This is a genomic window from Nitrosopumilus sp. b3 (assembly GCF_014078525.1).
In the GTDB taxonomy this organism is placed as follows: Archaea; Thermoproteota; Nitrososphaeria; order Nitrososphaerales; family Nitrosopumilaceae; genus Nitrosopumilus.
Window position 1 is genome coordinate 64,167 of sequence record NZ_MU078698.1, and the last position, 23,709, is coordinate 87,875.

Annotated in this window: 27 protein-coding genes and 1 pseudogene; 15 read left to right on the top strand and 13 right to left on the bottom strand. The window is 32.2% G+C overall.

Annotated features, from left to right (window positions below):
• Nucleotides 1-47 precede the first annotated feature (47 nt).
• The gene (locus C6990_RS10505; protein WP_182131184.1) at nucleotides 48-815 is read left to right on the top strand and encodes a SurA N-terminal domain-containing protein; all 768 of its coding nucleotides are present in this window, start codon (nucleotides 48-50) and stop codon (nucleotides 813-815) included.
• Nucleotides 816-1,567: 752 nt separating this feature from the next.
• Here C6990_RS10505 and C6990_RS10510 read toward each other — a convergent pair.
• Nucleotides 1,568-2,320: an urease accessory protein UreH domain-containing protein gene (locus C6990_RS10510; RefSeq protein ID WP_255465447.1), complete on the bottom strand. Its 753-nt coding sequence runs from the start codon at nucleotides 2,318-2,320 to the stop codon at nucleotides 1,568-1,570.
• Between the two features lie 225 nt (nucleotides 2,321-2,545).
• On the opposite strand from C6990_RS10510, the gene prs reads away from it, so the two are divergent.
• Entirely contained in the window at nucleotides 2,546-3,430 is an 885-nt protein-coding gene (gene prs, locus C6990_RS10515; protein WP_182131186.1) for a ribose-phosphate diphosphokinase, read from the top strand.
• A gap of 1 nt (nucleotide 3,431) precedes the next feature.
• On the opposite strand, the gene C6990_RS10520 is transcribed toward prs, so the two are convergent.
• Entirely contained in the window at nucleotides 3,432-4,973 is a 1,542-nt protein-coding gene (locus C6990_RS10520) for an AMP phosphorylase (protein ID WP_182131188.1), read from the bottom strand.
• Between the two features lie 6 nt (nucleotides 4,974-4,979).
• Nucleotides 4,980-7,145, bottom strand: a complete 2,166-nt coding sequence (locus tag C6990_RS10525) for a heavy metal translocating P-type ATPase (protein ID WP_182131190.1) — start codon at nucleotides 7,143-7,145, stop codon at nucleotides 4,980-4,982.
• A gap of 190 nt (nucleotides 7,146-7,335) precedes the next feature.
• On the opposite strand from C6990_RS10525, the gene C6990_RS10530 reads away from it, so the two are divergent.
• From C6990_RS10530 to C6990_RS10540, 3 genes are read left to right on the top strand one after another with little or no spacing between them, the layout of a single operon-like run.
• On the top strand, nucleotides 7,336-7,770 hold the full coding sequence (locus C6990_RS10530; RefSeq protein ID WP_182131192.1) for a universal stress protein: 435 nt from the start codon (nucleotides 7,336-7,338) through the stop codon (nucleotides 7,768-7,770).
• 11 nt (nucleotides 7,771-7,781) lie between these two features.
• Entirely contained in the window at nucleotides 7,782-8,168 is a 387-nt protein-coding gene (locus C6990_RS10535) for a DUF6114 domain-containing protein (RefSeq protein WP_182131194.1), read from the top strand.
• Nucleotides 8,165-8,980, top strand: coding sequence for an ATP cone domain-containing protein (locus C6990_RS10540; protein ID WP_220463384.1), 816 nt, complete (start codon nucleotides 8,165-8,167; stop codon nucleotides 8,978-8,980). The genes C6990_RS10535 and C6990_RS10540 overlap by 4 nt, the downstream gene beginning before the upstream one ends.
• On the opposite strand, the gene C6990_RS10545 is transcribed toward C6990_RS10540, so the two are convergent.
• Nucleotides 8,957-10,642, bottom strand: coding sequence for a spermidine synthase (locus tag C6990_RS10545; protein ID WP_182131196.1), 1,686 nt, complete (start codon nucleotides 10,640-10,642; stop codon nucleotides 8,957-8,959). The two genes, C6990_RS10540 and C6990_RS10545, sit on opposite strands and share 24 nt — an antisense overlap.
• 245 nt (nucleotides 10,643-10,887) lie before the next feature.
• Here C6990_RS10545 and C6990_RS10550 point away from each other — a divergent pair, with 245 nt between their 5' ends.
• From C6990_RS10550 to C6990_RS10560, 3 genes are read left to right on the top strand one after another with little or no spacing between them, the layout of a single operon-like run.
• Nucleotides 10,888-11,049, top strand: a complete 162-nt coding sequence (locus tag C6990_RS10550) for a hypothetical protein (protein WP_182131198.1) — start codon at nucleotides 10,888-10,890, stop codon at nucleotides 11,047-11,049.
• 34 nt (nucleotides 11,050-11,083) lie between these two features.
• Complete coding sequence (locus tag C6990_RS10555) at nucleotides 11,084-12,376, top strand: alpha/beta fold hydrolase (RefSeq protein ID WP_182131200.1); 1,293 nt, start codon at nucleotides 11,084-11,086, stop codon at nucleotides 12,374-12,376.
• A 33-nt stretch (nucleotides 12,377-12,409) separates the two neighbouring features.
• A complete protein-coding gene (locus C6990_RS10560) occupies nucleotides 12,410-12,847 on the top strand; it encodes a potassium channel family protein (RefSeq protein WP_182131202.1) in 438 nt (145 codons plus the stop codon).
• A 188-nt stretch (nucleotides 12,848-13,035) separates the two neighbouring features.
• Here C6990_RS10560 and C6990_RS10565 read toward each other — a convergent pair whose 3' ends face one another.
• Both C6990_RS10565 and C6990_RS10570 read right to left on the bottom strand, forming a co-directional pair.
• Complete coding sequence (locus C6990_RS10565; protein WP_182131209.1) at nucleotides 13,036-13,734, bottom strand: ferric reductase-like transmembrane domain-containing protein; 699 nt, start codon at nucleotides 13,732-13,734, stop codon at nucleotides 13,036-13,038.
• Nucleotides 13,735-13,844: 110 nt separating this feature from the next.
• Entirely contained in the window at nucleotides 13,845-14,048 is a 204-nt protein-coding gene (locus tag C6990_RS10570) for a hypothetical protein (RefSeq protein WP_182131245.1), read from the bottom strand.
• Between the two features lie 90 nt (nucleotides 14,049-14,138).
• Between C6990_RS10570 and C6990_RS10575 the strand changes: the two genes are divergently transcribed.
• On the top strand, nucleotides 14,139-14,360 hold the full coding sequence (locus tag C6990_RS10575; RefSeq protein WP_182131211.1) for a hypothetical protein: 222 nt from the start codon (nucleotides 14,139-14,141) through the stop codon (nucleotides 14,358-14,360).
• A gap of 20 nt (nucleotides 14,361-14,380) precedes the next feature.
• Here C6990_RS10575 and C6990_RS10580 read toward each other — a convergent pair whose 3' ends face one another.
• On the bottom strand, nucleotides 14,381-15,064 hold the full coding sequence (locus tag C6990_RS10580) for a DsbA family protein (protein WP_182131213.1): 684 nt from the start codon (nucleotides 15,062-15,064) through the stop codon (nucleotides 14,381-14,383).
• Nucleotides 15,065-15,076: 12 nt separating this feature from the next.
• Nucleotides 15,077-15,730, bottom strand: a complete 654-nt coding sequence (locus C6990_RS10585) for a hypothetical protein (RefSeq protein ID WP_182131215.1) — start codon at nucleotides 15,728-15,730, stop codon at nucleotides 15,077-15,079.
• A gap of 369 nt (nucleotides 15,731-16,099) precedes the next feature.
• Between C6990_RS10585 and C6990_RS11125 the strand changes: the two are divergent.
• From C6990_RS11125 to C6990_RS10615, 6 genes and pseudogenes are all read left to right on the top strand, one after another.
• A pseudogene (locus C6990_RS11125) lies at nucleotides 16,100-16,722 on the top strand (hypothetical protein); the annotation flags it as partial.
• Between the two features lie 62 nt (nucleotides 16,723-16,784).
• Nucleotides 16,785-17,246, top strand: a complete 462-nt coding sequence (locus C6990_RS10595; protein WP_182131219.1) for a cupredoxin domain-containing protein — start codon at nucleotides 16,785-16,787, stop codon at nucleotides 17,244-17,246.
• A gap of 81 nt (nucleotides 17,247-17,327) precedes the next feature.
• Nucleotides 17,328-17,990, top strand: a complete 663-nt coding sequence (locus tag C6990_RS10600) for a DsbA family protein (RefSeq protein WP_255465450.1) — start codon at nucleotides 17,328-17,330, stop codon at nucleotides 17,988-17,990.
• An 87-nt stretch (nucleotides 17,991-18,077) separates the two neighbouring features.
• Nucleotides 18,078-19,076 carry a cytochrome c biogenesis CcdA family protein gene (locus tag C6990_RS10605; protein ID WP_182131221.1) on the top strand — a complete coding sequence of 333 codons (999 nt, stop codon included), beginning with the start codon at nucleotides 18,078-18,080 and terminating at the stop codon, nucleotides 19,074-19,076.
• The gene (locus C6990_RS10610; protein WP_182131223.1) at nucleotides 19,073-19,213 is read left to right on the top strand and encodes a YHS domain-containing protein; all 141 of its coding nucleotides are present in this window, start codon (nucleotides 19,073-19,075) and stop codon (nucleotides 19,211-19,213) included. Before C6990_RS10605 ends, C6990_RS10610 begins: the two co-directional genes overlap by 4 nt.
• Entirely contained in the window at nucleotides 19,203-19,439 is a 237-nt protein-coding gene (locus C6990_RS10615; protein WP_182131225.1) for a glutaredoxin family protein, read from the top strand. Before C6990_RS10610 ends, C6990_RS10615 begins: the two co-directional genes overlap by 11 nt.
• On the opposite strand, the gene C6990_RS10620 is transcribed toward C6990_RS10615, so the two are convergent.
• The 5 genes from C6990_RS10620 to C6990_RS10640 all read right to left on the bottom strand — a co-directional run.
• On the bottom strand, nucleotides 19,423-20,418 hold the full coding sequence (locus C6990_RS10620; RefSeq protein WP_182131227.1) for a polysaccharide deacetylase family protein: 996 nt from the start codon (nucleotides 20,416-20,418) through the stop codon (nucleotides 19,423-19,425). The two genes, C6990_RS10615 and C6990_RS10620, sit on opposite strands and share 17 nt — an antisense overlap.
• Nucleotides 20,411-21,142: a 3D domain-containing protein gene (locus tag C6990_RS10625; RefSeq protein WP_182131229.1), complete on the bottom strand. Its 732-nt coding sequence runs from the start codon at nucleotides 21,140-21,142 to the stop codon at nucleotides 20,411-20,413. Before C6990_RS10625 ends, C6990_RS10620 begins: the two co-directional genes overlap by 8 nt.
• 1 nt (nucleotide 21,143) lies before the next feature.
• Nucleotides 21,144-22,286, bottom strand: a complete 1,143-nt coding sequence (locus C6990_RS10630) for a S1C family serine protease (protein ID WP_255465451.1) — start codon at nucleotides 22,284-22,286, stop codon at nucleotides 21,144-21,146.
• A 69-nt stretch (nucleotides 22,287-22,355) separates the two neighbouring features.
• Nucleotides 22,356-22,907: an AsnC family transcriptional regulator gene (locus tag C6990_RS10635; protein WP_182131231.1), complete on the bottom strand. Its 552-nt coding sequence runs from the start codon at nucleotides 22,905-22,907 to the stop codon at nucleotides 22,356-22,358.
• A gap of 160 nt (nucleotides 22,908-23,067) precedes the next feature.
• Nucleotides 23,068-23,709: DsbA family protein (locus C6990_RS10640; protein WP_182131233.1), on the bottom strand; the 642-nt coding region annotated here is incomplete at its 5' end.

A 23,709-nucleotide genomic window follows, 5' to 3' on the forward strand; every position in this document is an offset into this window, starting at 1 on the left:
AGTAAATAAATATACAAATTAAAAGTTATTTTACATGATGAGAACTTTTGGAAGAAGAAATTAAAGATAACGTAATTAACAGTCGCAATAATGTGATAATGAAAAAATTAACCTTTGTTGGGTTAGTTGTTGTACTAGTATCCATTGCTTCATTGTCTTCTTTTTTTATAGGGGTATATTCTGCAAATTTCGAATCTAAAGATATACAATTTAACACAAGTGCTGAAATTTTAAAATTAGGATCACAAACTGAAAGTAATCCTGTTGTCGCTGAGGTAAATGGTCAGGAAATAAGATCTGAGGAAGTAAACAATGTCATCAAGTCCGGATTTACTCAAGGACAAACACTAGATAGTAAATCTGCACTAAATTTGGTTATTACAAAGGTTTTACTGCTTGAAGAGGCACAAAAACGAGATATTGTTATAACTATGCTTGATGCCGAAGAAAAATTAACTACATCATATGTTCAACAAGGATTCTCAAAGGAACAATTTGAAGAAAAACTAGGAGAGTTTGGAACAACTTATGATCAAACTTTGGATCGATTCCATGATGAACTTGTCATAAACAAAATGCTAACTGATGAAATTTCAAATATGGACACACAAGTTAGTGATGAGGAAATCAAAATTTTCTTTGATGAAAATAATGATATGATTAAAACTCAAATTGGGAATAATACTGAATTTGATGATGTTACATCTATGATTAAGGAAAATTTATTGCAACAAAAGCAACAACAAATAGCACTAGATTTTGTTGAAAATCTTGAAAGTAAAGCAGTAATTATAATATATGAAGAGAGATTGTAACTGGTTTTCAATTTAAAATTATTTATATAACATTTCCCTTTTATTTTGTTGCAATTTTTTTTAACACTGCATACCTTTTTCATATGATGTGGATTCTATTGGTTTGAAAAACTTTGAAATCTTAAACCCAAAAAAATACAGGATATACGATATATGTTCCAAAATTAAGTGCAATTACAGATATTCCTAGTCCTAAGTCTTTCGTGGATTTAGTGTAATGTATTAAATTGGAGGGATATTTTGAATTTCTTAACTAAAATAAACTCAAAAATTTCACTGAAATAAACTTAAGGATGCAACACAAAAACTCAAATCACATCAAGAGTTAAAAAAATAACTGAAAACTCAGTTGAAATCTGCTGACGATGAATCAAAAATTACTATAAATAAAGAAATTAAAAAACAAACTCAGTTTGTTAATATCTGGAAAAAAATATTGTAAAAATAAATGATGATCTAGAAAAATTATAAAAATTAAAAACTTGGAAAGGGTCAGATTATTCTATTCCATTATCACCTCCTTCCAAAAGTAGTTGTTTTTTGTACACATTTACACAGGTTTGATTTTCGTGCATTGTCTGATTTAGGAATATGGAATACTTAGATTGGTATCTTTACATTTGAAAAAATTCGTTTATGATAAATAAGTTGGAATATTTACAATTGTCAAGAAATTTATTTTGAAAAAAATTCAATTATTGTAATGTAAACATAATGAGAGTTTTACTCTTGAAAGATTAAAATATCTTAAATTAAAATCTAAATAAATTCTCAACAATTCCTATTTGATACATTATGTTAAACCCAATTATCAGACTGAATATTCCTGCTACATACCTGAAAGTTTTTTGAATTATTCCAATTTTGCTTGCAAATACAAGAGGAATTCCCATAAGGCTTCCAACTAGAGCCATTCCAATCATAGAACCAATTCCAAATATCAAAATAAAACTCAATACCATTTCTACATTATCTAAAGTTGCAGCAGTCAATACTACAAAACTTCCACTTCCTGCCAACCCGTGTATCAATCCAATCAGATATGATTTGTGGGTATGCCTATGATCAAAATCATCATGATCATGCTCATCAAGATGGAGGGTTCCATCTTTGTGTTGATGAGGGTGTTTGTGTTTGAATTGAATTTTTTTATTAAGAATTGTGGTGACGCCTAAAAATACAAGCATCACTCCAACTATAATTTCTAGTCCTAAGAAAATTTGATCCTGTATTGTTATTGCAAGAACATATGTCAAAAAACCAATCAAAACAAGCGTAGTAGTGTGTCCAGCACCCCAAACTGCTCCCAATAAAGATGATTTTGTAATAGATTCTCGGATAAGTTGTTTTGAAGAGATTTTCATTAATTTTGATTTTGAAATCTGAGTACTTACTGCAGACATATGATCAGGTTCAAAGGCATGTTGTATGCCAACTACAAGCCCTAACCCCATAACCAATATAGGTGAAATAATTCCAATTTGATCAAGGATTTCTTCAATCATTTCAGATAACCAAGTACTATTTTGTCTGCGTTAACAAGTATAAAGTATGATATAATTGCACCAATAATTATTAGCAAAGAGTACTTTGTATTAGATTTTAGTTTCAATTAGATTAACTGTCTTAATTTTGTTAGAGATAATTATGTTACTTTACAATTGTAAACAAGTATTTCAAATATTCAATAGTTCATTAAATTTAAGACACATAATAAGACACCACAAGTATTGAAAAAATATGTAGTTATTGGAGGACCATCATCAGAAGATTTAGCTCAAAAGATTTCAAAGAAATTAAATGCAAAATTCTTGAAGACAGAATTAAAAATATTTTCTGATGGTGAAAGTAAAATTACAATAAAAAGAATGATAAAAGCTCAAAGAGTAATTGTAGTTCAATCAACACACATGCCAGTAGATAGAAATTTTGTGCAAGCATTTTCATTAATTTATCAGGCAAGAAAAATGTCATCTGAAGTATATGCTGTAATACCATATGTAGGATATGCAAAACAGGACAAAGAATTTTTAAAAGGCGAGATCATTACAATAGCAGTCATTGCAAAACTGTTCAAGGCTGCAGGTGCAACAAAATTAATTGTTGTTGATATCCATAGTGATGAGGAATTAAATTTTTTTAAAATTCCAACAAAGAATTTGTCTGCAGTACCATTACTTGCAGATTACTTTCAAAAGATAAAACTAAAGAATCCATTAATAGTATCGCCTGATCTTTTTTGGAAAAAAAAGGCTAAAGAATTTGCTAAGATATTGAATTGTAATTCAATTGCATTAAACAAACAAAGAAATCGAAATACAGGTAAATTAGTCATTAAATCACCCAAATTTCCCAAGACCAACTTTCAAGATATAATTTTGTTAGATGATATGGTAAGCACTGGAGGTAGCATAGTAAAAGCAATAGAATTTCTTAAAAAGAAAAATCTCGGAAGAATTTATGTTGCATGCACTCATGCTGTACTGGCAGATAATGCCGAAAAGAGGTTAAAAAAGGCAGGAGTATACAAAATTATTAGTACAAATTCTATTTCTGGAAAACATGCATTTGTTGATTTGTCTAGAATTATTTCCAAGACAATCCAAGAATGGTAATTTACCTGTCCAAAACAAAAGATCTTCTTACAACAGGTGGCTCTTTTACTTGATGGATTAGCATTTCCATTTTATCACCTATTCCCATAGGTATTTTTTCATCAAGAATTTGTTCTACTCTTGAGAGTTTCTGAGATTTTTCAGAGTAAACTGTGAAAAGAAGATCATTTTTGGTAACTTTGTCTCCATTTTTCTTGTTAAACATTATTCCAGAACCTTTGTTTTTTGGAGCACCTGCAGCTCTTGCTATTTCTACCATTATGTTGTTATCCATCCATAAAACTTGGCCATCATTCACAGAAGTATATTCAAATGTATTTGTGCCAATAACAAAGTCATCTGGCTTTATTTCAGATTGTCCACCTTGGTAAGAAATTATTTCTCTTAATTTTTTTTCTGCTTTTCCAGAAAGAAGAATATCTTGTGCCAATTCAAACCCATTCTTTTTTCCAGTTATTTCAAAAACAGAACCTGCTACATGACATACTTTATCAAATAGATCAGGGATTTGAGATTTGTTCATAAGAACATTAAGAGCTTCTCTTGCCTCAAGAGATGGACCTATAGTATTTCCAATTGGTTGTTCGCCATAAGTCAATACACAGTGACAGTGCATTCCAAGTCGTTTGCCCAATTCAATTATGTCTTTTGCAAGTAGATCTGCTTCTCCAATTGTTTTCATTTTGGCACCTCGACCCGTGGGGATATCAACTATCAAATGAGTTGCCCCTACGGCTTTCTTTTTACTCATAATAGAAGGTAAGAGCAATGGATCAATGCATAATGAATATTCAGTTTTTACAAAAATATCATCTGCAGGTGCTAAATCTAAAGCTCCTCCCCATACAATACAACCATTAGTTTTTTGAATTACTTTTTTCATTTCAGAAATTTCCAAATTAACCGGCATCAGAGTCTCTGCCCTATCAGCAGTTCCAGCTGCCGATGTAATTGCCCTAGAAGATGTTTTTGGTATGATCAATCCAGATGCTGCAATAATAGGTACAACAAGTAATGTGGTTTTGTCACCAGGAACACCGCCTATACTGTGTTTGTCTACAATTTGTGGGACATTAAGAAAAAGTTGCTTCCCTGTTAGTACCATCGAGGAAGATAAGCTAGTGGCTTCATCAAGACTTAGGCCTTGAATATGCAATGAAGTTACAAAAGCAGATATTTCACTTTCATTGAGATTTCCATTAACAACACCATTTACAATTTCATGAATTTCTCTATCAGTGAGTTTTTTTCCATTTAGTTTGTTACGGATGAATTGTAAAGACTTTGGGAAGGGTGACATCTGAACGTCAACAATAGAATCTTGTTCTAATTTCAAAAATTTTTGTACTTCATCACTAATTCCCAAATATCCTTTTTGAACTGAAACTGACGAAATGTTAACTATCACTGTAAGTTCCCGGTCAGATTTTATTCTTAGTCTTCCAGAAGCAGATACACCTAACTCATCAGCATCAGAAACATTAAGAAATACAAAAGGTTTCCCACCTGATTCAATTCCTAAAATTTTAGTTTTAAGTTCCATGAAAATCTAATTTGTAGCCTCAAGTTTTTGTTGTTGAGATTGATAATTTTTCATTATTTTTTCTTCTCCACTGGTAATTTTGTATCGTTTAAGCATAGAAGAGTTTGCAATGACTGAAATTGAGCTTAGTGCCATTGCGGCTGCAGCAAAAATTGGACTCAGTAACCCTAGAGCAGCAACAGGTATTCCACCAGTATTGTATGCAAATGCCCAGAACAGGTTTTGCTTGATTTTTTTCATAGTTGCTCGACTCAATCGAATTGCACGAGAGACATCCATTAGATCATCTCTAATCAGGATAATTCCACCTGTTTCTTTTGCAATGTCAGATCCACTCCCTATTGCTATCCCTATATCAGCTTGGGCCAAAGCAGGCGCATCGTTGATTCCATCCCCAACCATGGCAACAAATTTTCCTTGTACTTGAAGTTTTTTGATTTCTTTGGCTTTATCTGCAGGTAAAACATTTGCAATAATCTTTTCAATGCCAACTCTTTTTGCTATTGCTTTGGCTGTTTTTTCATTGTCACCTGTAATCATAATTGATTCAATTCCAAGATCTTTGAGTGCAATGATTGCCATCTGAGAAGTTTCCTTTAAAGAATCTGCAACTGCAATTATCCCCTCTATTTTATCATCAATTGCAATCATTATTGCAGTCTTTCCTTCAGATTCCAGTCTTTCCATATTTTGTTCAGCAAAACTAGTATCAATTCCAAACTGTTTCATCATCTGACGGTTTCCGTCATAGATTTTTTCCCCATGAACCTTACCTCTAACTCCCAAACCATTTAATGATTCAAATTCTTCAAGAGTTGTAAGAGGGATTTTCATTTCTTTTACTTTGTTTACAATTGCTTGAGCAATAGGATGTTCTGAACCTGATTCTACGGTTCCACCATATTCAAGAATTTGTCTTTCGCTTAGTTCGTTCAGAGATACAATATCTGTAACATCTGGTTCTCCCTTTGTTATGGTACCTGTTTTATCAAATACTATAGTGTTGATTTTTTGTGAACGTTCCAAGTATTCAGCACCTCGGATTAGAATTCCTGATTCTGCACCCTTTCCAACTCCAACCATCAATGCGGCAGGTGTGGCCACCCCAAGTGCACAAGGACATGCAATAATCATTACGGCAACAAATGCTAGCATTCCTGCAATAAAATCACCCATAACAAAATACCATATCAGAAACGTTACAACAGCAGCACCTATAACGGATGGAACAAATTTTGCTGCAATAGAGTCAGCCATTCGTTGTACTTTGGCAGTAGAAGATTGTGCTTGCTCTACAACATGAACAATTTGAGATAATGCAGTTTCCTTCCCTACTTTGGTTGCTTTGATGTGAAGTAATCCTTGTTTATTTACAGTAGCGCCAATGACTTGGTCACCTGGTTTTTTTCCTACAGGTAGGCTTTCCCCCGTTATCATTTTTTCATCAATTGATGACTCACCACTAATTATAATCCCATCAGTGGGAATTTTCTCTCCAGGCTTTACAATCATTATTTCGTCTAGTTTAATTTGGTTAGAGGGAATTTCAATTTCTGTTCCATCACGAATCACTCTTGCCATGGGCGGACTCAGATCAAGTAATTTTTTTACAGCAGATGAGCTTTTCTTTTTTATTGCCTCTTCCATGTATTTTCCTAAAAGAACAAAGGCAATAATTACAGCAGAAACTTCAAAGTAGACATATTTTTCTTCCCCAGGAATTAGATCAGGGAAAAACAAGACGATTGTACTGTAGATATATGCAGTAAGTGTTCCAATTGAAATTAACAAATCCATGTTTGCAGTTCTTTTAAGAATTGCATGATATCCTCCAACATAGAACGTCCATCCGCCAATGAATTGTACTGGTGTCACAATTATGAACAAAAGTAAACCGTATGAAAGAAATGGTATCTCGGGAAAAGGAACCCATGTGACTGTGATTGCACCAGCGGCAACGCCAAGATAAAGGGCACCACGGATTATTGCAAGAGCTAAAGCTCCAGAGGTGGCCACATAGATTCGCTTCTTCATTCTCGAAAGTTCTTTTTCAGGCTCTGTGAAGGTTTTCTGGCAAGTAGGACTACAAAAGTAGAATTTTTTTCCACCAAAATCAGAAGACAGTCCTGTTTTTTCATTTACAATCATTCCGCATACTGGATCTTTTGCCATTTTAATCTCCGATAATTTTGATCAATATGATTCACCTTTTAACACAAATGATGATTTTCATATTTGATTTCATTTCTAAATTAGAAATTATCATATTTCAATACTGTGTTTTACAATTGTAAAGTTGATTTGATGTCAATGACGATAATCATAAAAGCATTAAATTAACTTCAGACAAAAGCATTCAATCATGTTGTTCCAAAATATTTTAGTGCCATGGGATGGGTCAAAATATTCCAATCATGCATTTAAGATTGCATTAGATGTGGCAAAAAAATATGATTCTAAAATCAATGTGGTTTCATGTCTAAGTCATGCAGATACAGGAGCGAGTTATTTGAATAACGGCATAAATAAAGAAATTTTTAAAACTGCAAAAAATATCATAGGGGATAAAATGTCTGAACTAAAAGATGACGCAAAAAAAGCAGGAATTTCCACTTCTATTGATGTATTCATTACAGATTCAACAGTAAAACAACTAGTTACATATGCAAAAGCAAACAAAGTTGATCTTGTTGTAATGGGATCTCATGGATTAACAGGATGGAAAAAAGTTTTGCTTGGAAGCGTTGCAAATGGGGTTTCACAACAAGTTCATTGCCCAGTGTTAATTGTAAGATAGTTTAAAAAATAATGACCCTTACAAAGAAAACAAAATACGAAGTGTGGAGTTATCAACTTTCAATAATTGCTGGAGTTTTGATTTTACTTTCAGGAATTGTAATATCACAATGGCATTTGGCATTATCATCTAATTTGACTTGGATGTTAGGCCCCACAAAACTTCTCACACCAAATCTTGAAACCATTATTTTAGCCTTGAGTATATGTGGTACTTTTGTCACTGTAGCAGGAATACTAATGAGAAAATTCAAAGTGACAAAAATGTTAGGGGTTATTGTTATTGTTTTTTCTGCAGTTAGCATTATCGAGATGGGGGGATTTTTTGTTGGAGGAGTAATTGGAATAATTGGAGGAATTATCGCATTTAAGGCAGAAACACCAAAGGTTTCTCAATGAAAAAAATTCACATTATTAAGGCAGATGGACGTAGAGTTCTTTTCGATCCTAACAAAATAATCAGAACATGTGTTAGGGCTGGTACAAGTAGAAAAGATGCCAAAAAAATTGCTAATGACACGATGAATTTGATTCATAGTGGATTTAGTACAAAAGATGTGTATAGAATTGTACTGAAAAATATTTCAAAAATTAACAGAGGCAACATTATCAGTCACAAATATAGATTAAAAGAGTCAATAATGAAAATGGGACCAGCAGGTTTTCCTTTTGAGTCATTTATCAGTCAAATTCTTTCAAATTATGGTTATGAAATTGAAGGAGTTCGTAAAGAAATCCATGGAAAATGTGGAAAGCATGAGATAGACGTGATTGCTAAACTAAAAGACAAAAGATTCATGGTAGAATGCAAATATCATCACAGAAGGGGAATACATACAAGCCTAAAGGAGTCTCTTTACACACATGCAAGATTTTTAGACTTACGTGAGAATTTTGATGAAGAGATTCTATCATGTAACACAAAATTATCCGATGATGCACTTGAGTATGCTACTTGCATAGGCCAAAATTTGTTATGTTGGAAACACCCTTCAGGAGAAAGTTTAGAAAAAATGATTGACAAGAAAGGATTGTATCCAATTACACTGTTAAATCTCAATAAAATAGAGTTAAGGGCATTTTCTGACATCAAATTTATGATTGCAAAGGATCTTTTGACTGCTGACTTGAAGCAACTTTCTAGAAAAACACACATTTCCTTACCTAGATTAAAAAGATTGCAAGATTTAGTTGGAGAGATTCTTATTTGACCAAATTTTATTTTTAAAATAAAGTAACCAAATCCCTGCAATACTGGATAGTATTATTCCTAATGTTAGATTAGTAGAATCTTCCATTGTATTGTTTTTTTCAATTTGTTTGATTTGAGATTTTTCATCATAGATCCTACCTGTGATGGGATTTATTAGAACTTCAGATGGATTGTACTGATCAGTTAAAAATGGAACATCTGATGTATCGATAACTCCTTGATAGAAATGTTCTTGTTTGCTTAGCTCATTTACAAGATAATCCGATGGACTGTTTTTTGCTCTATCCAAAAATTCCATCCTATCAAAGAGATATGGATTATTTGATGAAACTATCATTATGTTTTGAACGTTTGTAGGTCTTACTTCTGTTGGGAAAACATATGATACAGGAAATGTTTCTTTCATTGTTTTATAGATAGATCTAATCAATTGAGAATGATTCCCTTCAAGAGAACCAATGAAATTGGATATAATAATACCATCTGATTCAAGTCGATCTTCAATAGTCTCAAAGAATTCACTGGTCATCAAATGATATGGAACATAGTTTGAGGAATATGCATCTAGAATAATCAAATCATATTTCTTGTCAAATGTCGAAAGATGATTTCGTGCATCATCATTGAATATTTGAAGTCTTGAATCATCTTTCAAGTAAAAATATGTCTTTGCGGTCTCAATTACATCTGAATCAATTTCAATGACATCTATTTTTGTATCAGGATATAATTCAAGAAAATTTTTGGGACCTGTAAATCCACCTCCACCAATAAATAGAACATTTGTTGCTGTAGGATTAAACAACATTCCTAGATGAAAATACTCGGTATAATCTATTACCAAATCAAGAGGATCATTCAAATTCATTGAGCTATGTCTCATACCATCAAGATACAAACTCCGATTATCCCCAAATTCTACAACATCTAAATGACTGAAGAGAGTATCTTGTTCATAGATAAGAATACCATTATGTGGAAATGGGTGTACAGATAATGAAGACCAAGGCACAATCAAAACAATTACTATTGCAACTGCAATGATTTTAGGCGTAATTTTTAGACCAATTAATGAGCTTGTAATCAATATAATTCCTAATCCAAAAATTATCTGATTTACTGTAAGACTTGGAATCAAAACAAAGACGGTTACAAATGTACCAAAAATACTGCCTACAGTAGCAAGAGAATAGAGATTGCCTGAAACATTTCCAATGTTTTGTAATGTGTTTGTTCCAAGCTTAATCACATATGGAGAAACAAATCCAAGTAAAACAGATGGAAGCATCAACAACAAAAAGGTTGCAATTAAAGGAGTGTATTGAGTTACAGGGAAAGCAGTCATAGAAAAATCAAGAATAGTGGAAGCAAAAAATGGAATCCCTACAATAAACAATCCAACTGAAAAAACAATTGCACAAATCTTCTCAAGTTTTGGATTATTATCTGATACTCGACCTCCCAAAAAATAACCTAAACTTAAGCCACTCAAAATTATTCCAATAAGACTTCCCCATGTGTAAATGGTACTACCAAAGAAAGGAGTTAGAATTCTACTTGTAACGATCTCCAATGCCATTATGATTGCACCAGAAGTGAATGTGAGAATTTTTAACTTCCACAATACATCTGAAGATGATTTAGAAACAGCAACGGTCATTTTGATTTAATATTGTTCAGACAAAACATAATATCAAGATATATCGGAATTTCTTTATTTGGTTTGAACGCATTTTTAATAACTTTCAATATGTTTTTCACAAAATTAAAAAAACTTTACAATTGTAAAACACAGTATTGAAATATGATAATTTCTAATTTAGAAATGAAATCAAATATGGAAATCATCAGTTGTATTAATTACCAACAGAGAGGATTAATGGATATGTTTGAGGTGCAAATATAATGTTTGGATTCAAAAAACATTGTCCAATATGTGGAATGGATGCAGATGAATCTAGCATCAAAAGATTTAGAAAACATTTTTGTTCAAATACATGTGTTGAAAAATATTTGGAGAAAAAAGCAAAAGAAAAACATGACAAACCTAGGGGTGGTTGTTGTTAGTGCAACATGTATACCCTAAAAATGGATACTGAACATGCAAAAACAGAGCTTCACCACACAATACTATGATTATTTATCAAAGTGGAATACTTTTTCCTTAGAATACTATTCATCTTTTTTTAATTCAATCTCAAAATCATCAAGTTCTATACCAAATAAGAGAATTTCAAAAGAAACAATAGATGTCACACGAAAGTCTTTTGATAAAACCTTACGTGGAGAACTCCGAAAAGAGAAATTTTGTTCTAGTCTTGCAGACTATTTAGATGCCACATTATCCCTCTTCAAATATTTTGGAATAAATCGTTCTTATCAGAATTTTATGGATAATTTTGCAGCTTGGAATAAACTGCTAGAGCCTATGCGTGATAACATCAACAGAAGTCCATCTGAGATAATCAAAATGCATGACGGATTTCAGATTATTCACTACAAACCAATAGTCAAAAAAAGATTTGCAACTCCAATACTTGTTGTGTATTCATTGATTAACAGACATTACATTTTAGATTTATTTCCAAAGGTAAGTGTGATTAAAAATTTGTTGGAACAGGGTTTTGATGTTTATGCTACTGATTGGGCAACGCCTGACTCTTCTATTAAAAAAATGACACTTGAAGATCACATACAACACTGCGTAGATGAATCAGTAAAGAAAGTACTGGAGGTATCTGGTCAACAGAAGATATCTCTTTTTGGTTATTGCTGGGGCGGAATTTTTGCATTAGGTTACGCATCAATACATCCAGAAATAGTAAAGAATTTGATTCTTCATGCCACTCCTATAGATTTTGAAAAATCAGATACTGTCATTGAAAACTTTACAAGACATATTGATGCTGATCATCTTGTAGATACTCTAGGAAATGTGCCAGGATCTTTGATCAACATGGCATTTATTTTAAGAAATCCTGTTGATGCAGTTTTAAAGTACTGGACATTTTTTAGCAAACCACGAAATCCTGAAGAAATAATGCAATTTTTTGCAATTGAAACATGGCTGTATGACAGCAGACCTATCATAGGGGAGATTTACAGGGAGATTGTAAATAAAATTTACAAGAAGAATTTACTGATCAAAAACGAATTAAACGTAGGTTCTGAAAAAATTGACCTAAACAATCTAACTATGCCAGTTCTTAATATTGTTGGATTAAAGGATGACTTGGTGCCTCCGGAATCCAGCAGATCCGTTATGAACAACATCCAAAGTACAGATAAGCAATTAATTGAATTTCCAACAGGGCATGTAGGCTTGTGCATAAGCAAAAAAGCCCATGCGAAATTATGGCCTGATGTAACAAAATGGCTTGGCAAAAGATCCTAGAAATATGATCAATGGAGATATGATAATTTGCACATGTTAGTTCACCTACTTGTAATATCAGCAGGGATACTGCTGATAGGAACTGTAGTGATTTTTCTAATTGAATCGCCACATGAAGATTCAGAGATTAAAACAATGCTTGATGCGATATGGTGGACAGCAGCTACTGTTACTACAGTTGGTTATGGGGATGTGGTCCCAATAACAGATTTGGGAAGAATGATTGGTGTTGTCTTTATGTTTATTGGAATTTCAATATTGGGAATTTTTATTTCTACTATTGGTGCATCATTAATTCGTACACGACTTATTCATGGAAAACAAGACATGACAAACGAAGAACAACATGAAAAGATTATGAAAAGAATTCAAAAATTGGAAGAAACTAGTAAAGAAGACAAAGAAAATATTTTGTCAAAGCTTAAAGAAATCCAAGATTCGATGAAACATACTTCAAAAAATTCTGACTAATTTGTAATAGAAATATCTTCAGATCATAATGAAATTCATAGATACAAGAAATTACAAAACATACAGTAAGACATTATTTTGTTAAAATAATAAACAGAATAATAATGGATAAATCTTCAAAGTACCATCAGTTTTCATTTTTTATATAATAATCAATAGGAATTTCACAAAAACTAGAAAACATAATGTTATTTTTGGACAATTCTTCTATTTCTTGCTCTTACAACTTTGATGTAAGAGGAAATTTGTAAAGCAAGAACAGTAATGCTCATTAGAATAAATGGTATTACAAATGTGCTTTGAGGAGGTACTGTTTTGTGAAAAGATTCTGTATAGTGAATAAAAAGAAAATATGATGTATGAATGGCAACAAGATAAAAAACAATATGCGAGCCAGTGTGAATCCATTTCCAAGATGATGCACCTAACCATTTCATTGCTCTATTGGATGAAGTAATGGCCAGAATTACAATCCACAAAAATGCTACAAATCCTAATGTATTTGCAAGTCCAAACCCAGGTTCTAATCGTGCAATTCTGCCTAATTGAGGAATAAACTCATATCCAAAAAACTTTGCAACATCCCAATTTGCCCATCCATTTGCAATTAAGATGCCATGAATGATTGCCAATACTGCAAACCAGATTCCAATTTCTCTTCTCCATGAAAGTAAAAAAATTGAATGTGACCACAATTTACTTAATGGCCCAATAATCAGAGTCATAAAGAGTAATGAATACCCGGCATCACCAAAAGCACGCCATAATCTCATATCTTCATTCCAGTCATAGTGAGCTAACCAAAAAACAAATGTTAGAGAAATTGCAATTGTCCCTATTAGCAGGTGTCGTGTTACAAAATTATTTTTAATTTTTAATTTATTCATTTTTTAATCAAAACCATAATAATATTTTTTAATTTTTTATGATAGAAATCAATACACTTAAGAAAAAATCAAATCATACTTAATGATGTAAGTTTACAACTGTAAAGAAATCAAGTTGTTAATTCGGGCTTTAGACTCCAAGCAACTCCCAACATTACAAATGGAATAGACATGATTCCAATTATTCCCAATATTGTAAAAAAAGAAGATTCCGAAACGTCAGGATTGTTAACAATCCAAGGTAATGGTAATGTTATGATGAACCAAATTAATCCAAGTAAAATAATTGTTTTTTTATTAATTTTCAATTGTATAATTTATGATTAACATGTATTAATTTAATTCACTTTACAAATGTAACATAGCCTAGTTAAATATCGAAAAAATATCCAAGTAACTATAACATGGTAAGTACATGTAAAGGAATTTGTGTTAAATTCAAAGCTATAGGGTATGAAGGGCGACACAGATATGAAAATGGGCAAAAAATGTGTCCAGTATGTGAAGAATTTCTAACATATGCAGGAGTGAGATGCCCTTGTTGTAGTGTAAAATTACGCATTACACCAAGAGGAAATAAAGCTAGAAGAGAAATACATGAAAAAAGAAACTGTGTTTGGTATTAATCACGTAATCTAAAAATATATTATTGGAATCGGTCTACCGTACTTTCAAAAACATTCTTTGAAAGTCCGCCTTTGAGAATATGTTCATTTCCTTCAAAATTAACAATTTTGAATAATGGGATTTTTTCTACTCCAAAATTTTTTGAATATTCAATGTTTGATGATATATCATTTTCATATTTTCTAGAATCCAAACATTCTTCAAATAATCCCAAATCAAGACCTAATTCCATTGCAAATTCCTTTAATTGTGTAGGTTTTCCCCAACTATCTATTTTTTCTTGTGATGTAAACAATAGTTTTTGATATTCTGAATACATGTTTTGATCATTGGCACAAAGTGTCGCCTCAGACATCAAAATAGAATTACTTCCCAGAGGTAATGAATCTACAAACACAATATTTGCTTTCTGAGTTTCAATCAAAGTTTTTGAAATTTCAGGATAATCATTTTCATACCACAATTTGCAATTTTGACATTGATAGTCATTGAATGCAATTATAGTTACTAATGCGTCAGGAAAGCCAATTACAGGAGAAGTTGTAGAAGATAGAATATCCAAATTTGTCTCTATAGAAATTTTATCAGGTTCACTTTCAGATGTAAATGAAATCGAATATTCAAATGGAAATAAGATCAAAAACATTGCAATCAATATTGCAATAGGGATTACAGTTAAACCAACTTTGGTTGTCTTTTTCATGATTATTTTCTGCTATTTCATTGATTGATGCATAGGTTGTTTAGACATTAGATCTTGCATTTCGTCCATATGTTTTTGCATCAAATCCGTCATTTCTATATTAAATTCTTCATCTGTTAGTTCCAAAGATAGTAAATTTTGCATTTCATTAACATGTGTAGACATTATCTGAATCATTTTTTCTCTTGTTTCTGGATCTTGCATCATTTGCATCATCATGTCTTTATTCATCATACCTTGCATTCCAGAATTCATCATACCTTCAGTCATGCTACTTGTCATCATTCCAGAACCCATCATACCTCTCATTTGTTCCATGGCCTCTTGATTTTCTGTCAAGTGACCTAACATCTGCAATCGTATACTTGGATCTTCAATTATGGTAGACATCATTTGCATAGCAAAATCATGATTTTCCCTCATCATTATTCCCATATCTTCTGCATGCTGAGTATTTTGCATCCATGTTTTCATGGTATCAGAATCCTGCATTATAGAATCCATCATATCCTGTCTAAATTGGGAATCTTGCATCATCATTGTTTGTTGGTTTTGCATTGGCATATTGCCAATATTCATTGTATTTGAAAAAACACCAATTCCAACTACCAAACCCACAAAGAATACGCCAACGGTTATTCCTATCCAAACAGATTGATTTATCATTCTATATTTTTCAATGTATTTTTGATATTAAAAATATATACTTTACAAATGCAAAGTCGAAAAAAGGAAAATTTTGAAGAGGGGAATTCCTTCTAGGACTAGAATTCCATAAAAAATCCCTTCAAAATGTTTTTGCTCAATAACATGTTGAAACGAACAAAGTTACAAAGCATGTAAAGGGTATATCAAAAATATATTTAATGTCTATACTTTACAGTTGTAAAATTATTAACTAATAAAAAATCACAATATTAATTTTCAAAAATAATCCTGAAAAAATTAATGATAAAAATAATTTTTATTGAAAACCATTTGTTGATTAGATTTTTATTCAATCAAATTTGTTCTAGCTTGTGAAGTATCTAANNNCTCCTGCATTTGCACAGGAATTAACAAATCCATCATTACTTATAGATATAATAGATATTCCTTCAGATGAATTCAATCGAATATTGCGAGAAGCACCAGTGATATTCCTTGATGATGTTCATGCTGTTAGCTGGCAAGTAACTATTGATAATAATTTACTATATGCAAATCCAAACGGAAATGCAGTTCTTAGATTATACGATCAAGAGACTCATGATGAATTTATTGAAGTCGGTATGGGATCTCAACCTGACAAAAAGTTTTGGGTAGCTGTTCAAACTCCAAAAGAAGGGTATATTGTAGTTCATAAAGATCTTGATAGAGGCTGGTATCCACAAGCAAAATCTATCATATCATATACTGATAGAGCAGGACTAACAGTCAATAATGGAGCTAGAATTGTAGTAACCAATTTGGATATTGGCACATTTGCAATTGATTCGTATTCAGTTTATGGAAAGGAAGGTTCTACTGATCCTCCTGCAGTAAACTCTGGAAGTATGATTGTAGAATTTCTTTCTGGCAATCCTGCAAAGAACGTATTTGCAATGTTTCCATTTTACATGGCAGCAGGTATTGGAATAATTGTAGGAGTGTTATATCTAACTAAGAAGCGTTCTTAGTTTTATAATATTTACAATTGTAAAGTATTCATATTAAATATATTAGTTTGATAAATTTTGTATTGAATATTCACACTTCAAGTCATGCATATGGTATAGGTGTAATTGCATTAATAATTGGCATGTCAGGTGTTTTTATCTTTTACACTTCATTTTATCTTCCAGAATCATTAGCAAAGCCATCCGTATCTGAAGAAATTTTAAATCCGGATAAAAATTTTGAAATTAAAATTGTTCCTGGTGCTGTTGTTGAAGGAAATGAGAATTATGTTCCAAATAATGCAAATGTGTTATTGGGGATTAGCAACAAAGTAATTTGGCAAAATAATGACAATACAGCGCATACAGTAACTCCTGATCATAGAACTACTGATAGTTACAGTGGAGACTTTGGCTCTAACGGAGTCTTAAAACCAGGGGATACATATGAGTTCTTATTTACTGAACCACAAGAAGTTCCTTATCACTGCCAGCCACATCCATGGATGACAGGAAAAATTATTGTGGAAGTAAGTAGATTCTAAATCAGATTTTCATTTGTAAAGTATGATGATTAAGTATGTCTAGTTTTTTTAAAATATTAAAATGGAGGATTTAGAGAGAAAGTGAAATCTAAACATCTCATTTATGCATCAAGTATAGCTATGATAATAGTAGTTCTTGTTTTATTTTATCAGAACCCTAATTCTGAATCCATAAATCTTGACATGAATAGAAAAATTGGTACTGTTGATACCTCGCTTGCCTCACCAATTATGGGTTCCTCTAATGCACCAATCACCATAATTGAGTTTGGAGATTATCAATGTCCAAATTGTAAAAAATGGTTTCTCAATACAAAACCAGACATCAAATCCAATTACATAGATACAGGAAAAGTGAAATTAGTTTTTGTTGATATTGCATTCTTAGGAAAAGATTCCATACCTGCCTCCATTGCAACTTATTGTGCAGAGGAGCAAGGAAAGTACTGGGAATATCATGGATTTTTGTATTCTAATCAATTATCAATTGATAATGGATGGGCAAATTCAGACAGTTTGAAAGGATATGCCTCAAATCTTGGATTAAACATGGATATGTTTGTCAGTTGTCTTGATTCTGCTAAATATCAGAAACGAGTCGAATTCAACACTAATGAGGCACAAAGAAACGGAGTAATAGGTACTCCAACGTTTTTCATTATAGGGCCAGAAGGTATTCAGGAGAAAGTAAACGGTCCACAACCTTATTCAGTATTTGAAAAAATAATTGAATCCATGTTATAACAAGAAAATAACAGGAATTAATTAGGAAATAGTTATTTGTCATTTGTAAAGTCTACTTGTTAAGTATCAAAATAATGAAATTATGACATGTCTTCAATAGTGATTGCAAAAAAATCAATGGTAATAATTTCATTTGTATTATTTTCATTAATTTTTCTTGGAATTATATTTTCATTAGGAACCGTAATTACTATTGATGGAAAAGAACATGCAACATATCTTTCATGGATAGTGATTGCGTATGTAGCTGGTCTGTCCATGATTGTTTTGCCATGCACATTACCACTTGTTTTCATCATTGTCCCATTGAGTATGGGTAAAGGATACAAGAAGGGATTATCCATGGCACTGCTTTTTGGATTAGGATTAACAATAACTATTGCAGTTTATGGCATAGCAATAGCAGCAATAGGACAAAGTGCATCATTGGATCAAGCATCAACTGTAATGTTTTTGATTGCAGGTATTGCGGCATTTGTTTTTGGATTGTCACAACTAAAAATAATTTCTCTAAAATTACCATCATATTCAGGAACTCCAAAGTTTATTCAAAAGCGTGGAGAATACACTAAATCATTTTTCATGGGTCTTTTGTTAGGTAATGCAGGAGTAGGTTGTCCTAATCCATTATTTTATTGGCTTTTAATTTACATTGCAGGTACTGGTAGTATCGAGATAGGGGCTTCGTTAGGAGTAGTTCATGGAGTAGGACGAGCAATTCCTTTGATACTGATGTCAGTTCTTGCAGTAATCGGAATTAATGCTACAAAGAGTCTCACAGTCAAAAGAGAATCAATTGAGAGGGCATCAGGTTGGATGCTGATAATTATCGGTGCCTTTTTGATTATCAACGGACTACCAGAAGGTCATGAGTGGTACGAGGAAACATTCATCCATAAAGGATGGAACTCACTCATTGAAATGACTCCAATTCCTGCAGAATTTGAGATGGAGGAGCATGAACATGATCATGGACATGTTGAAGGTATTGATCTCAAAATCTTTTACAATGCTTTGTTGGCAATACTGATATTGAGTCCAATTTTTGTACGTTCTGTTCGTAGACTGAAGGGGGTGAATATATGAAAGATCCAGTATGTGGAATGGAAATCGATAAGAAAGGAGAAACATTAACACACAATGGAAAGGAGTATCGATTTTGCTGTGCTAGTTGTAGGTGGGCATTTGAGAATAATCCGGAACAATTTGAAAATGAATCATAAGATAGAGATTCTTACAACGCCATCTTGTGGAAACTGCAAGGTAGTTGAAAAAATGTTCGATGAGATGAAAATACCATATGATATAATTGATGTAACAGAAAAACCAGAATACTTGGAAAAGTATCCAATATTTACTGCACCAGGAATTGTCATTGATGATAGATTAGAATTCACAGGCATTCCAAAAAAAGAGGAATTACTTGAGAAAATTAATTCTGAGGAATAATGAGAATTCCTTGTTTGACTAAATATTGTAGACTTTGGATAAATGTCTGATCATCAATTTTTCCTGCTGCCCACCATTCGGCATTATTTTTAATCCATTGAGGAATTGAATTCTCTTTTGAATTTTGATTAATTTTGTCTAGTGTGACAAATTTAATATTATATTCTTGAATTTCATCTAATAATTCTTTTAATTCAGTTATTTGATCTATGTTAAGTTCATTCACATTTTTCCCATCTTTTATCATAGAGAATTCTTGAGGATGCATAGTTATCACGGCAAAACCGTAATTATCAATACTTTTTTCAATATCTTCTATAACTTTCTCTTTTTTTACTCCTACAAATCTATCTAGATCAAAACTATATTCTCCCAAAGTAGCTGTTTCGGGAAATCTGTAAAAATTAGAATTTTTTAAGGGAAAAGGTGGTTTATCTCCCTTCACAATACTTGAGCTAAGATAAGTCATATTAACAGCCTTCATAGATTGAATTGTCTCATCATCAAAGTTGTTAAATGGTGGGATAAAAATTTCTGGAGATATTCCAAAAAAACTTTGCAATTTTTCATTTGTTTTTTTTAATAGTTTTTTTTGATCATCTGCAGATAATTTTGTAAAGTCTTCATGTTCCCATCCGTGATTTGCTATCTCAAATAAGGAATTTTGTAAGACCATATTGTTGATCTCTAAAATTAATTTTTCATCATTTCCAAAATTTTTTCCTAAAACTCCTAAAGTTAATGGGATTTCTCGTTCGTAAAATATCCTGATTAATTCAATTTGAATATCATCTAACCAATAATCTTGAATATCATCTAGTCTAAAAGCAATGCAATTACATGATATTTCTATAGTATTTTCAAGATTTCCCTCATTCTGTAATTTATTGTCTTGAACTGCTTCTACAAAATCAGATTCTATAAAAAGAATAATAATAAATGAAAAGAATGCCGAGAAAAGTATCATTTTATCAATCATTTATGCATACCTTATTGTTGAATCCTGTTATCCTGAATGCCTCTTCTTTTGCATTATTTCCTTCTCCTGTGAATATGTCAATATGTTTTCCTTTGATGGCAGTTCCTTCATCTGATGCAATAAAGATAGTTTCATTCCAAGGTTCCGGAAGTGATGGAATTGTCACTTTAGCATCATGATAAATTACTGTAGTATCTACTGCTATTTTTCCTACTTTGAGAATTTCTCCATCCAAGTCTAATGCATTATTTGCAATATGAAATGAATCATCATACCATCCCAAATAATCCCCAGAAAGTGTTTTACCCCAGCCCTCTATTTTTATTGTATCGACAAAGTCTTGTCGAAACTCTCTCATTTTTTCATTGATGACAATAGTAATGAATTTCTCAGAAAATTCTTGTTCTAAAGGAATGAAATAACCTGTTACATACCAATCAGAACTACAAGAAGATAATTGTTTTATAGTTTGAGTTTCATTAATGTAGAGTAAAAAATTTGTTGCGATATCGTAGTTTTCATCTAAAGGAAACTCAACTATTCCCCATTTCTCCAAATATGTTAACAGATTAGTAAACTCATTATCTGAAATTTTTTCTTCAGTCCAAAACTCATATGCTGTAAAAACCCATTCAGGAATTCTAACATCATATGCTTGTATATAATTAAAAGGTATTATTAGAAACAAAAAAGAAAATAAAACATAGTACTTGTGTATTACCATTTTATGAGTCAGGTCTCTTTTCAAGAGTTAAAATTACATTAATTGCTTTTCCATCACGCAATATTCCCAAATTCAATGTATCCCCAACATTTTTTTCACGTTGCAGATGAGTTAATATGTCATCAATCTTTCTTACTTCATTTCCATCAATTGATAAAATAATATCTCCACCTACAGTGTATTCAATTCCATCAGCAACAGCAGTTTCTGATGAACCTCTAAGATCAGCTTTGTGTGCAGGACTGTCTTTGACTATTGTTATAACCAAAACTCCTTTTGCATAATCTAAATTCAAAATTTCTGCAAGATCCGGAGTTATGTTTGCAGTTGATATTCCAACCCAAGGATGTTGAAATTCCCCATCTTTGATTAATTTTGGTACAACTTTAAGAACAACATTTGAAGGAATTGAGAATCCAACGCCTGAAAAACTACCATCATTAGAATAAATTGCAGTGTTTATTCCAACTACCTCGCCTCTCATGTTCAATAGTGGTCCACCTGAATTTCCAGGATTTATTGCAGTATCGGTTTGAATAACATCGGGAATTGAGAATCCAGATCCAGAAGGCAGTAACCTGCCTAATTGACTGATAATACCAGAAGTCATCGAGCCTGATAAACCGAAAGGATTTCCTATTGCAGCTATTTGTTCTCCCACTTTAAGGTTTGAGGAATCACCTATAGGTAGTGGATAAAGTTTTTCAGAATTCACATCTAATTTGATTACTGCAATATCAGCATAAGGATCAGTTCCTATAACTTTTGCACGATAAGACGTCCCGTCAATAAAAGTTACAGATATTTTTTTTGCATTTTTTATCACATGATTATTTGTAATAATGTGACCTGCCTTATCAAATACAAAACCAGATCCTACACCGTTAGAATCACCATGTTCATCTGTTTTTGTAACAGATATACTTACCACTCCAAATTCTGAACGCTCAAAAAGTTCAATAAGAGAAAAACTTTTGTCTAAAAGTTCTGGTTCATAAACCATTGAATGGTTCTCAGAGGAGTAGGAGCTGTCTTGTGCTAATACAGGAGACAGAAGGGCTATAGAAATTGCAGCAAACAATACAATGCTAAAAACTACTCCTCCAAGCATAATTTTTGATCTGTTACTAAATGAATAGGACAATCTAATACACAAAGACTGTAATTTCAAGATAGATAACAATAGTGTTTTACAATTGTAAAATTATTCTAGTTATGCCAAGTTTGTTGCAGAGTGAAATATGTGTTCTATTCCGTGATTAATACAAACGCCAGCGCCAATTACTGAAAGTGATGTGATAGAAGCAACAGCTTTTAAGAATTTATTTTTTGACTCTTTTTGGAATTTTTCAGTAATAGATTGAATCCTGCCTTTATTTTTTTCCTTATACTGCGTTTTACAGGTATTGCAACAAAAAAATCTCTCAAAATTTGCAAATTTTAAGATATGAGGTTTTTCACCAATTGGACCATCACACAAATCACATTTTATTTGAACAGACATTCCAGATTTCAAAGACATATCATGGGATCCATGACAGTCACATATCTCAAGTTTCTCTTTTTCTTCAGTGGCAAGATTTGTTGAATCAATTACAGGTGAGATGGATTTGATCAGACCAATATTGACTAATCGCTGATATCTTGCTTGTACTGTAGGAGTACTGATTTGAAGCTCTCTTGCAATTTGTCTAAATGATTTTCTTCCATCTTGTTGTAATGAGGCCACTATTCCGACATCTATTTCATCTAACTCATGAGGCACAAAATATAGTAGAGTCTTTTCCTATTTATCAACTAAACTTTACAAATGTAAACATCAGATAGGTAGGATTTACAATAATTCCTCATCACTAAATTAGAATATCCCTACCTGTTCTTCAATAACAATAATTAGTTTCTCTACGAGTCTAAAAATTTCTTTTTTATCCATCTAATTGTTCATCAATTACTCTCTGAAATGCAGAAAATGGTTGGGCTCCGATGATTTTAGTAAATCCAATTTCCTCATTTCCAACAAAGAATCCGGGAGTTCCAGTTACGCCATATGCACGACCATCATTAAGATCATTTGTAATCTCATCAAGGTATTTTCCAGAGTCTAGGCATGAGTCAAACGCATTTTCATCAAGTCCCAAATTAGATGCATACTGTTTGAAGAGGGCAACAGATTGCAGAATTTCTAGATCTTGCCATATTCTCTGATTTTTGAAAATCTCATCATGCATCTCCCAGAACTTTCCTTGATCATCAGCACATTCTGATGCAAGTGCAGCAGGAATCGCATTTGGGTGAATACTCTGGATTGGAAAGTCTCGGTACACAAAATTTACTTTTCCTGTAGAAATGTAGTTTTCTTCTAGTTGCGGAAGGGTTGTTTCATGAAATTTTGCACAGAATGGGCATTGAAAGTCAGAAAATTCAATAATGTTAATTGATGCGTCAGGGTTTCCTTTCATAGGATCATCATCAATTGAGATATTTCTAATAATTTGAGGTCCAAACTGTTCTTGTGAAGTTGGTTTTGCTTGAGATGTTGGAACGGCTTCTCTAACAATGACTTCTTT

Bases quoted from the DNA above. Each gene is read 5' to 3' on its own strand.
- C6990_RS10625 (WP_182131229.1), bottom strand. From the start codon at position 21,142: ATGGTAATACACAAGTACTATGTTTTATTTTCTTTTTTGTTTCTAATA.
- C6990_RS10615 (WP_182131225.1), top strand. From the start codon at position 19,203: ATGAATCATAAGATAGAGATTCTTACAACGCCATCTTGTGGAAACTGC.
- C6990_RS10535 (WP_182131194.1), top strand. From the start codon at position 7,782: ATGACCCTTACAAAGAAAACAAAATACGAAGTGTGGAGTTATCAACTT.
- C6990_RS10550 (WP_182131198.1), top strand. From the start codon at position 10,888: ATGTTTGGATTCAAAAAACATTGTCCAATATGTGGAATGGATGCAGAT.
- C6990_RS10510 (WP_255465447.1), bottom strand. From the start codon at position 2,320: ATGATTGAAGAAATCCTTGATCAAATTGGAATTATTTCACCTATATTG.
- C6990_RS10575 (WP_182131211.1), top strand. From the start codon at position 14,139: ATGGTAAGTACATGTAAAGGAATTTGTGTTAAATTCAAAGCTATAGGG.
- C6990_RS10545 (WP_182131196.1), bottom strand. From the start codon at position 10,642: ATGACCGTTGCTGTTTCTAAATCATCTTCAGATGTATTGTGGAAGTTA.
- C6990_RS10525 (WP_182131190.1), bottom strand. From the start codon at position 7,145: ATGGCAAAAGATCCAGTATGCGGAATGATTGTAAATGAAAAAACAGGA.
- C6990_RS10610 (WP_182131223.1), top strand. From the start codon at position 19,073: ATGAAAGATCCAGTATGTGGAATGGAAATCGATAAGAAAGGAGAAACA.
- C6990_RS10580 (WP_182131213.1), bottom strand. From the start codon at position 15,064: ATGAAAAAGACAACCAAAGTTGGTTTAACTGTAATCCCTATTGCAATA.
- C6990_RS10530 (WP_182131192.1), top strand. From the start codon at position 7,336: ATGTTGTTCCAAAATATTTTAGTGCCATGGGATGGGTCAAAATATTCC.
- C6990_RS10605 (WP_182131221.1), top strand. From the start codon at position 18,078: ATGTCTTCAATAGTGATTGCAAAAAAATCAATGGTAATAATTTCATTT.
- C6990_RS10620 (WP_182131227.1), bottom strand. From the start codon at position 20,418: ATGATTGATAAAATGATACTTTTCTCGGCATTCTTTTCATTTATTATT.
- C6990_RS10565 (WP_182131209.1), bottom strand. From the start codon at position 13,734: ATGAATAAATTAAAAATTAAAAATAATTTTGTAACACGACACCTGCTA.
- C6990_RS10560 (WP_182131202.1), top strand. From the start codon at position 12,410: ATGTTAGTTCACCTACTTGTAATATCAGCAGGGATACTGCTGATAGGA.
- C6990_RS10585 (WP_182131215.1), bottom strand. From the start codon at position 15,730: ATGATAAATCAATCTGTTTGGATAGGAATAACCGTTGGCGTATTCTTT.
- C6990_RS10520 (WP_182131188.1), bottom strand. From the start codon at position 4,973: ATGGAACTTAAAACTAAAATTTTAGGAATTGAATCAGGTGGGAAACCT.
- C6990_RS10555 (WP_182131200.1), top strand. From the start codon at position 11,084: ATGCAAAAACAGAGCTTCACCACACAATACTATGATTATTTATCAAAG.
- C6990_RS10540 (WP_220463384.1), top strand. From the start codon at position 8,165: ATGAAAAAAATTCACATTATTAAGGCAGATGGACGTAGAGTTCTTTTC.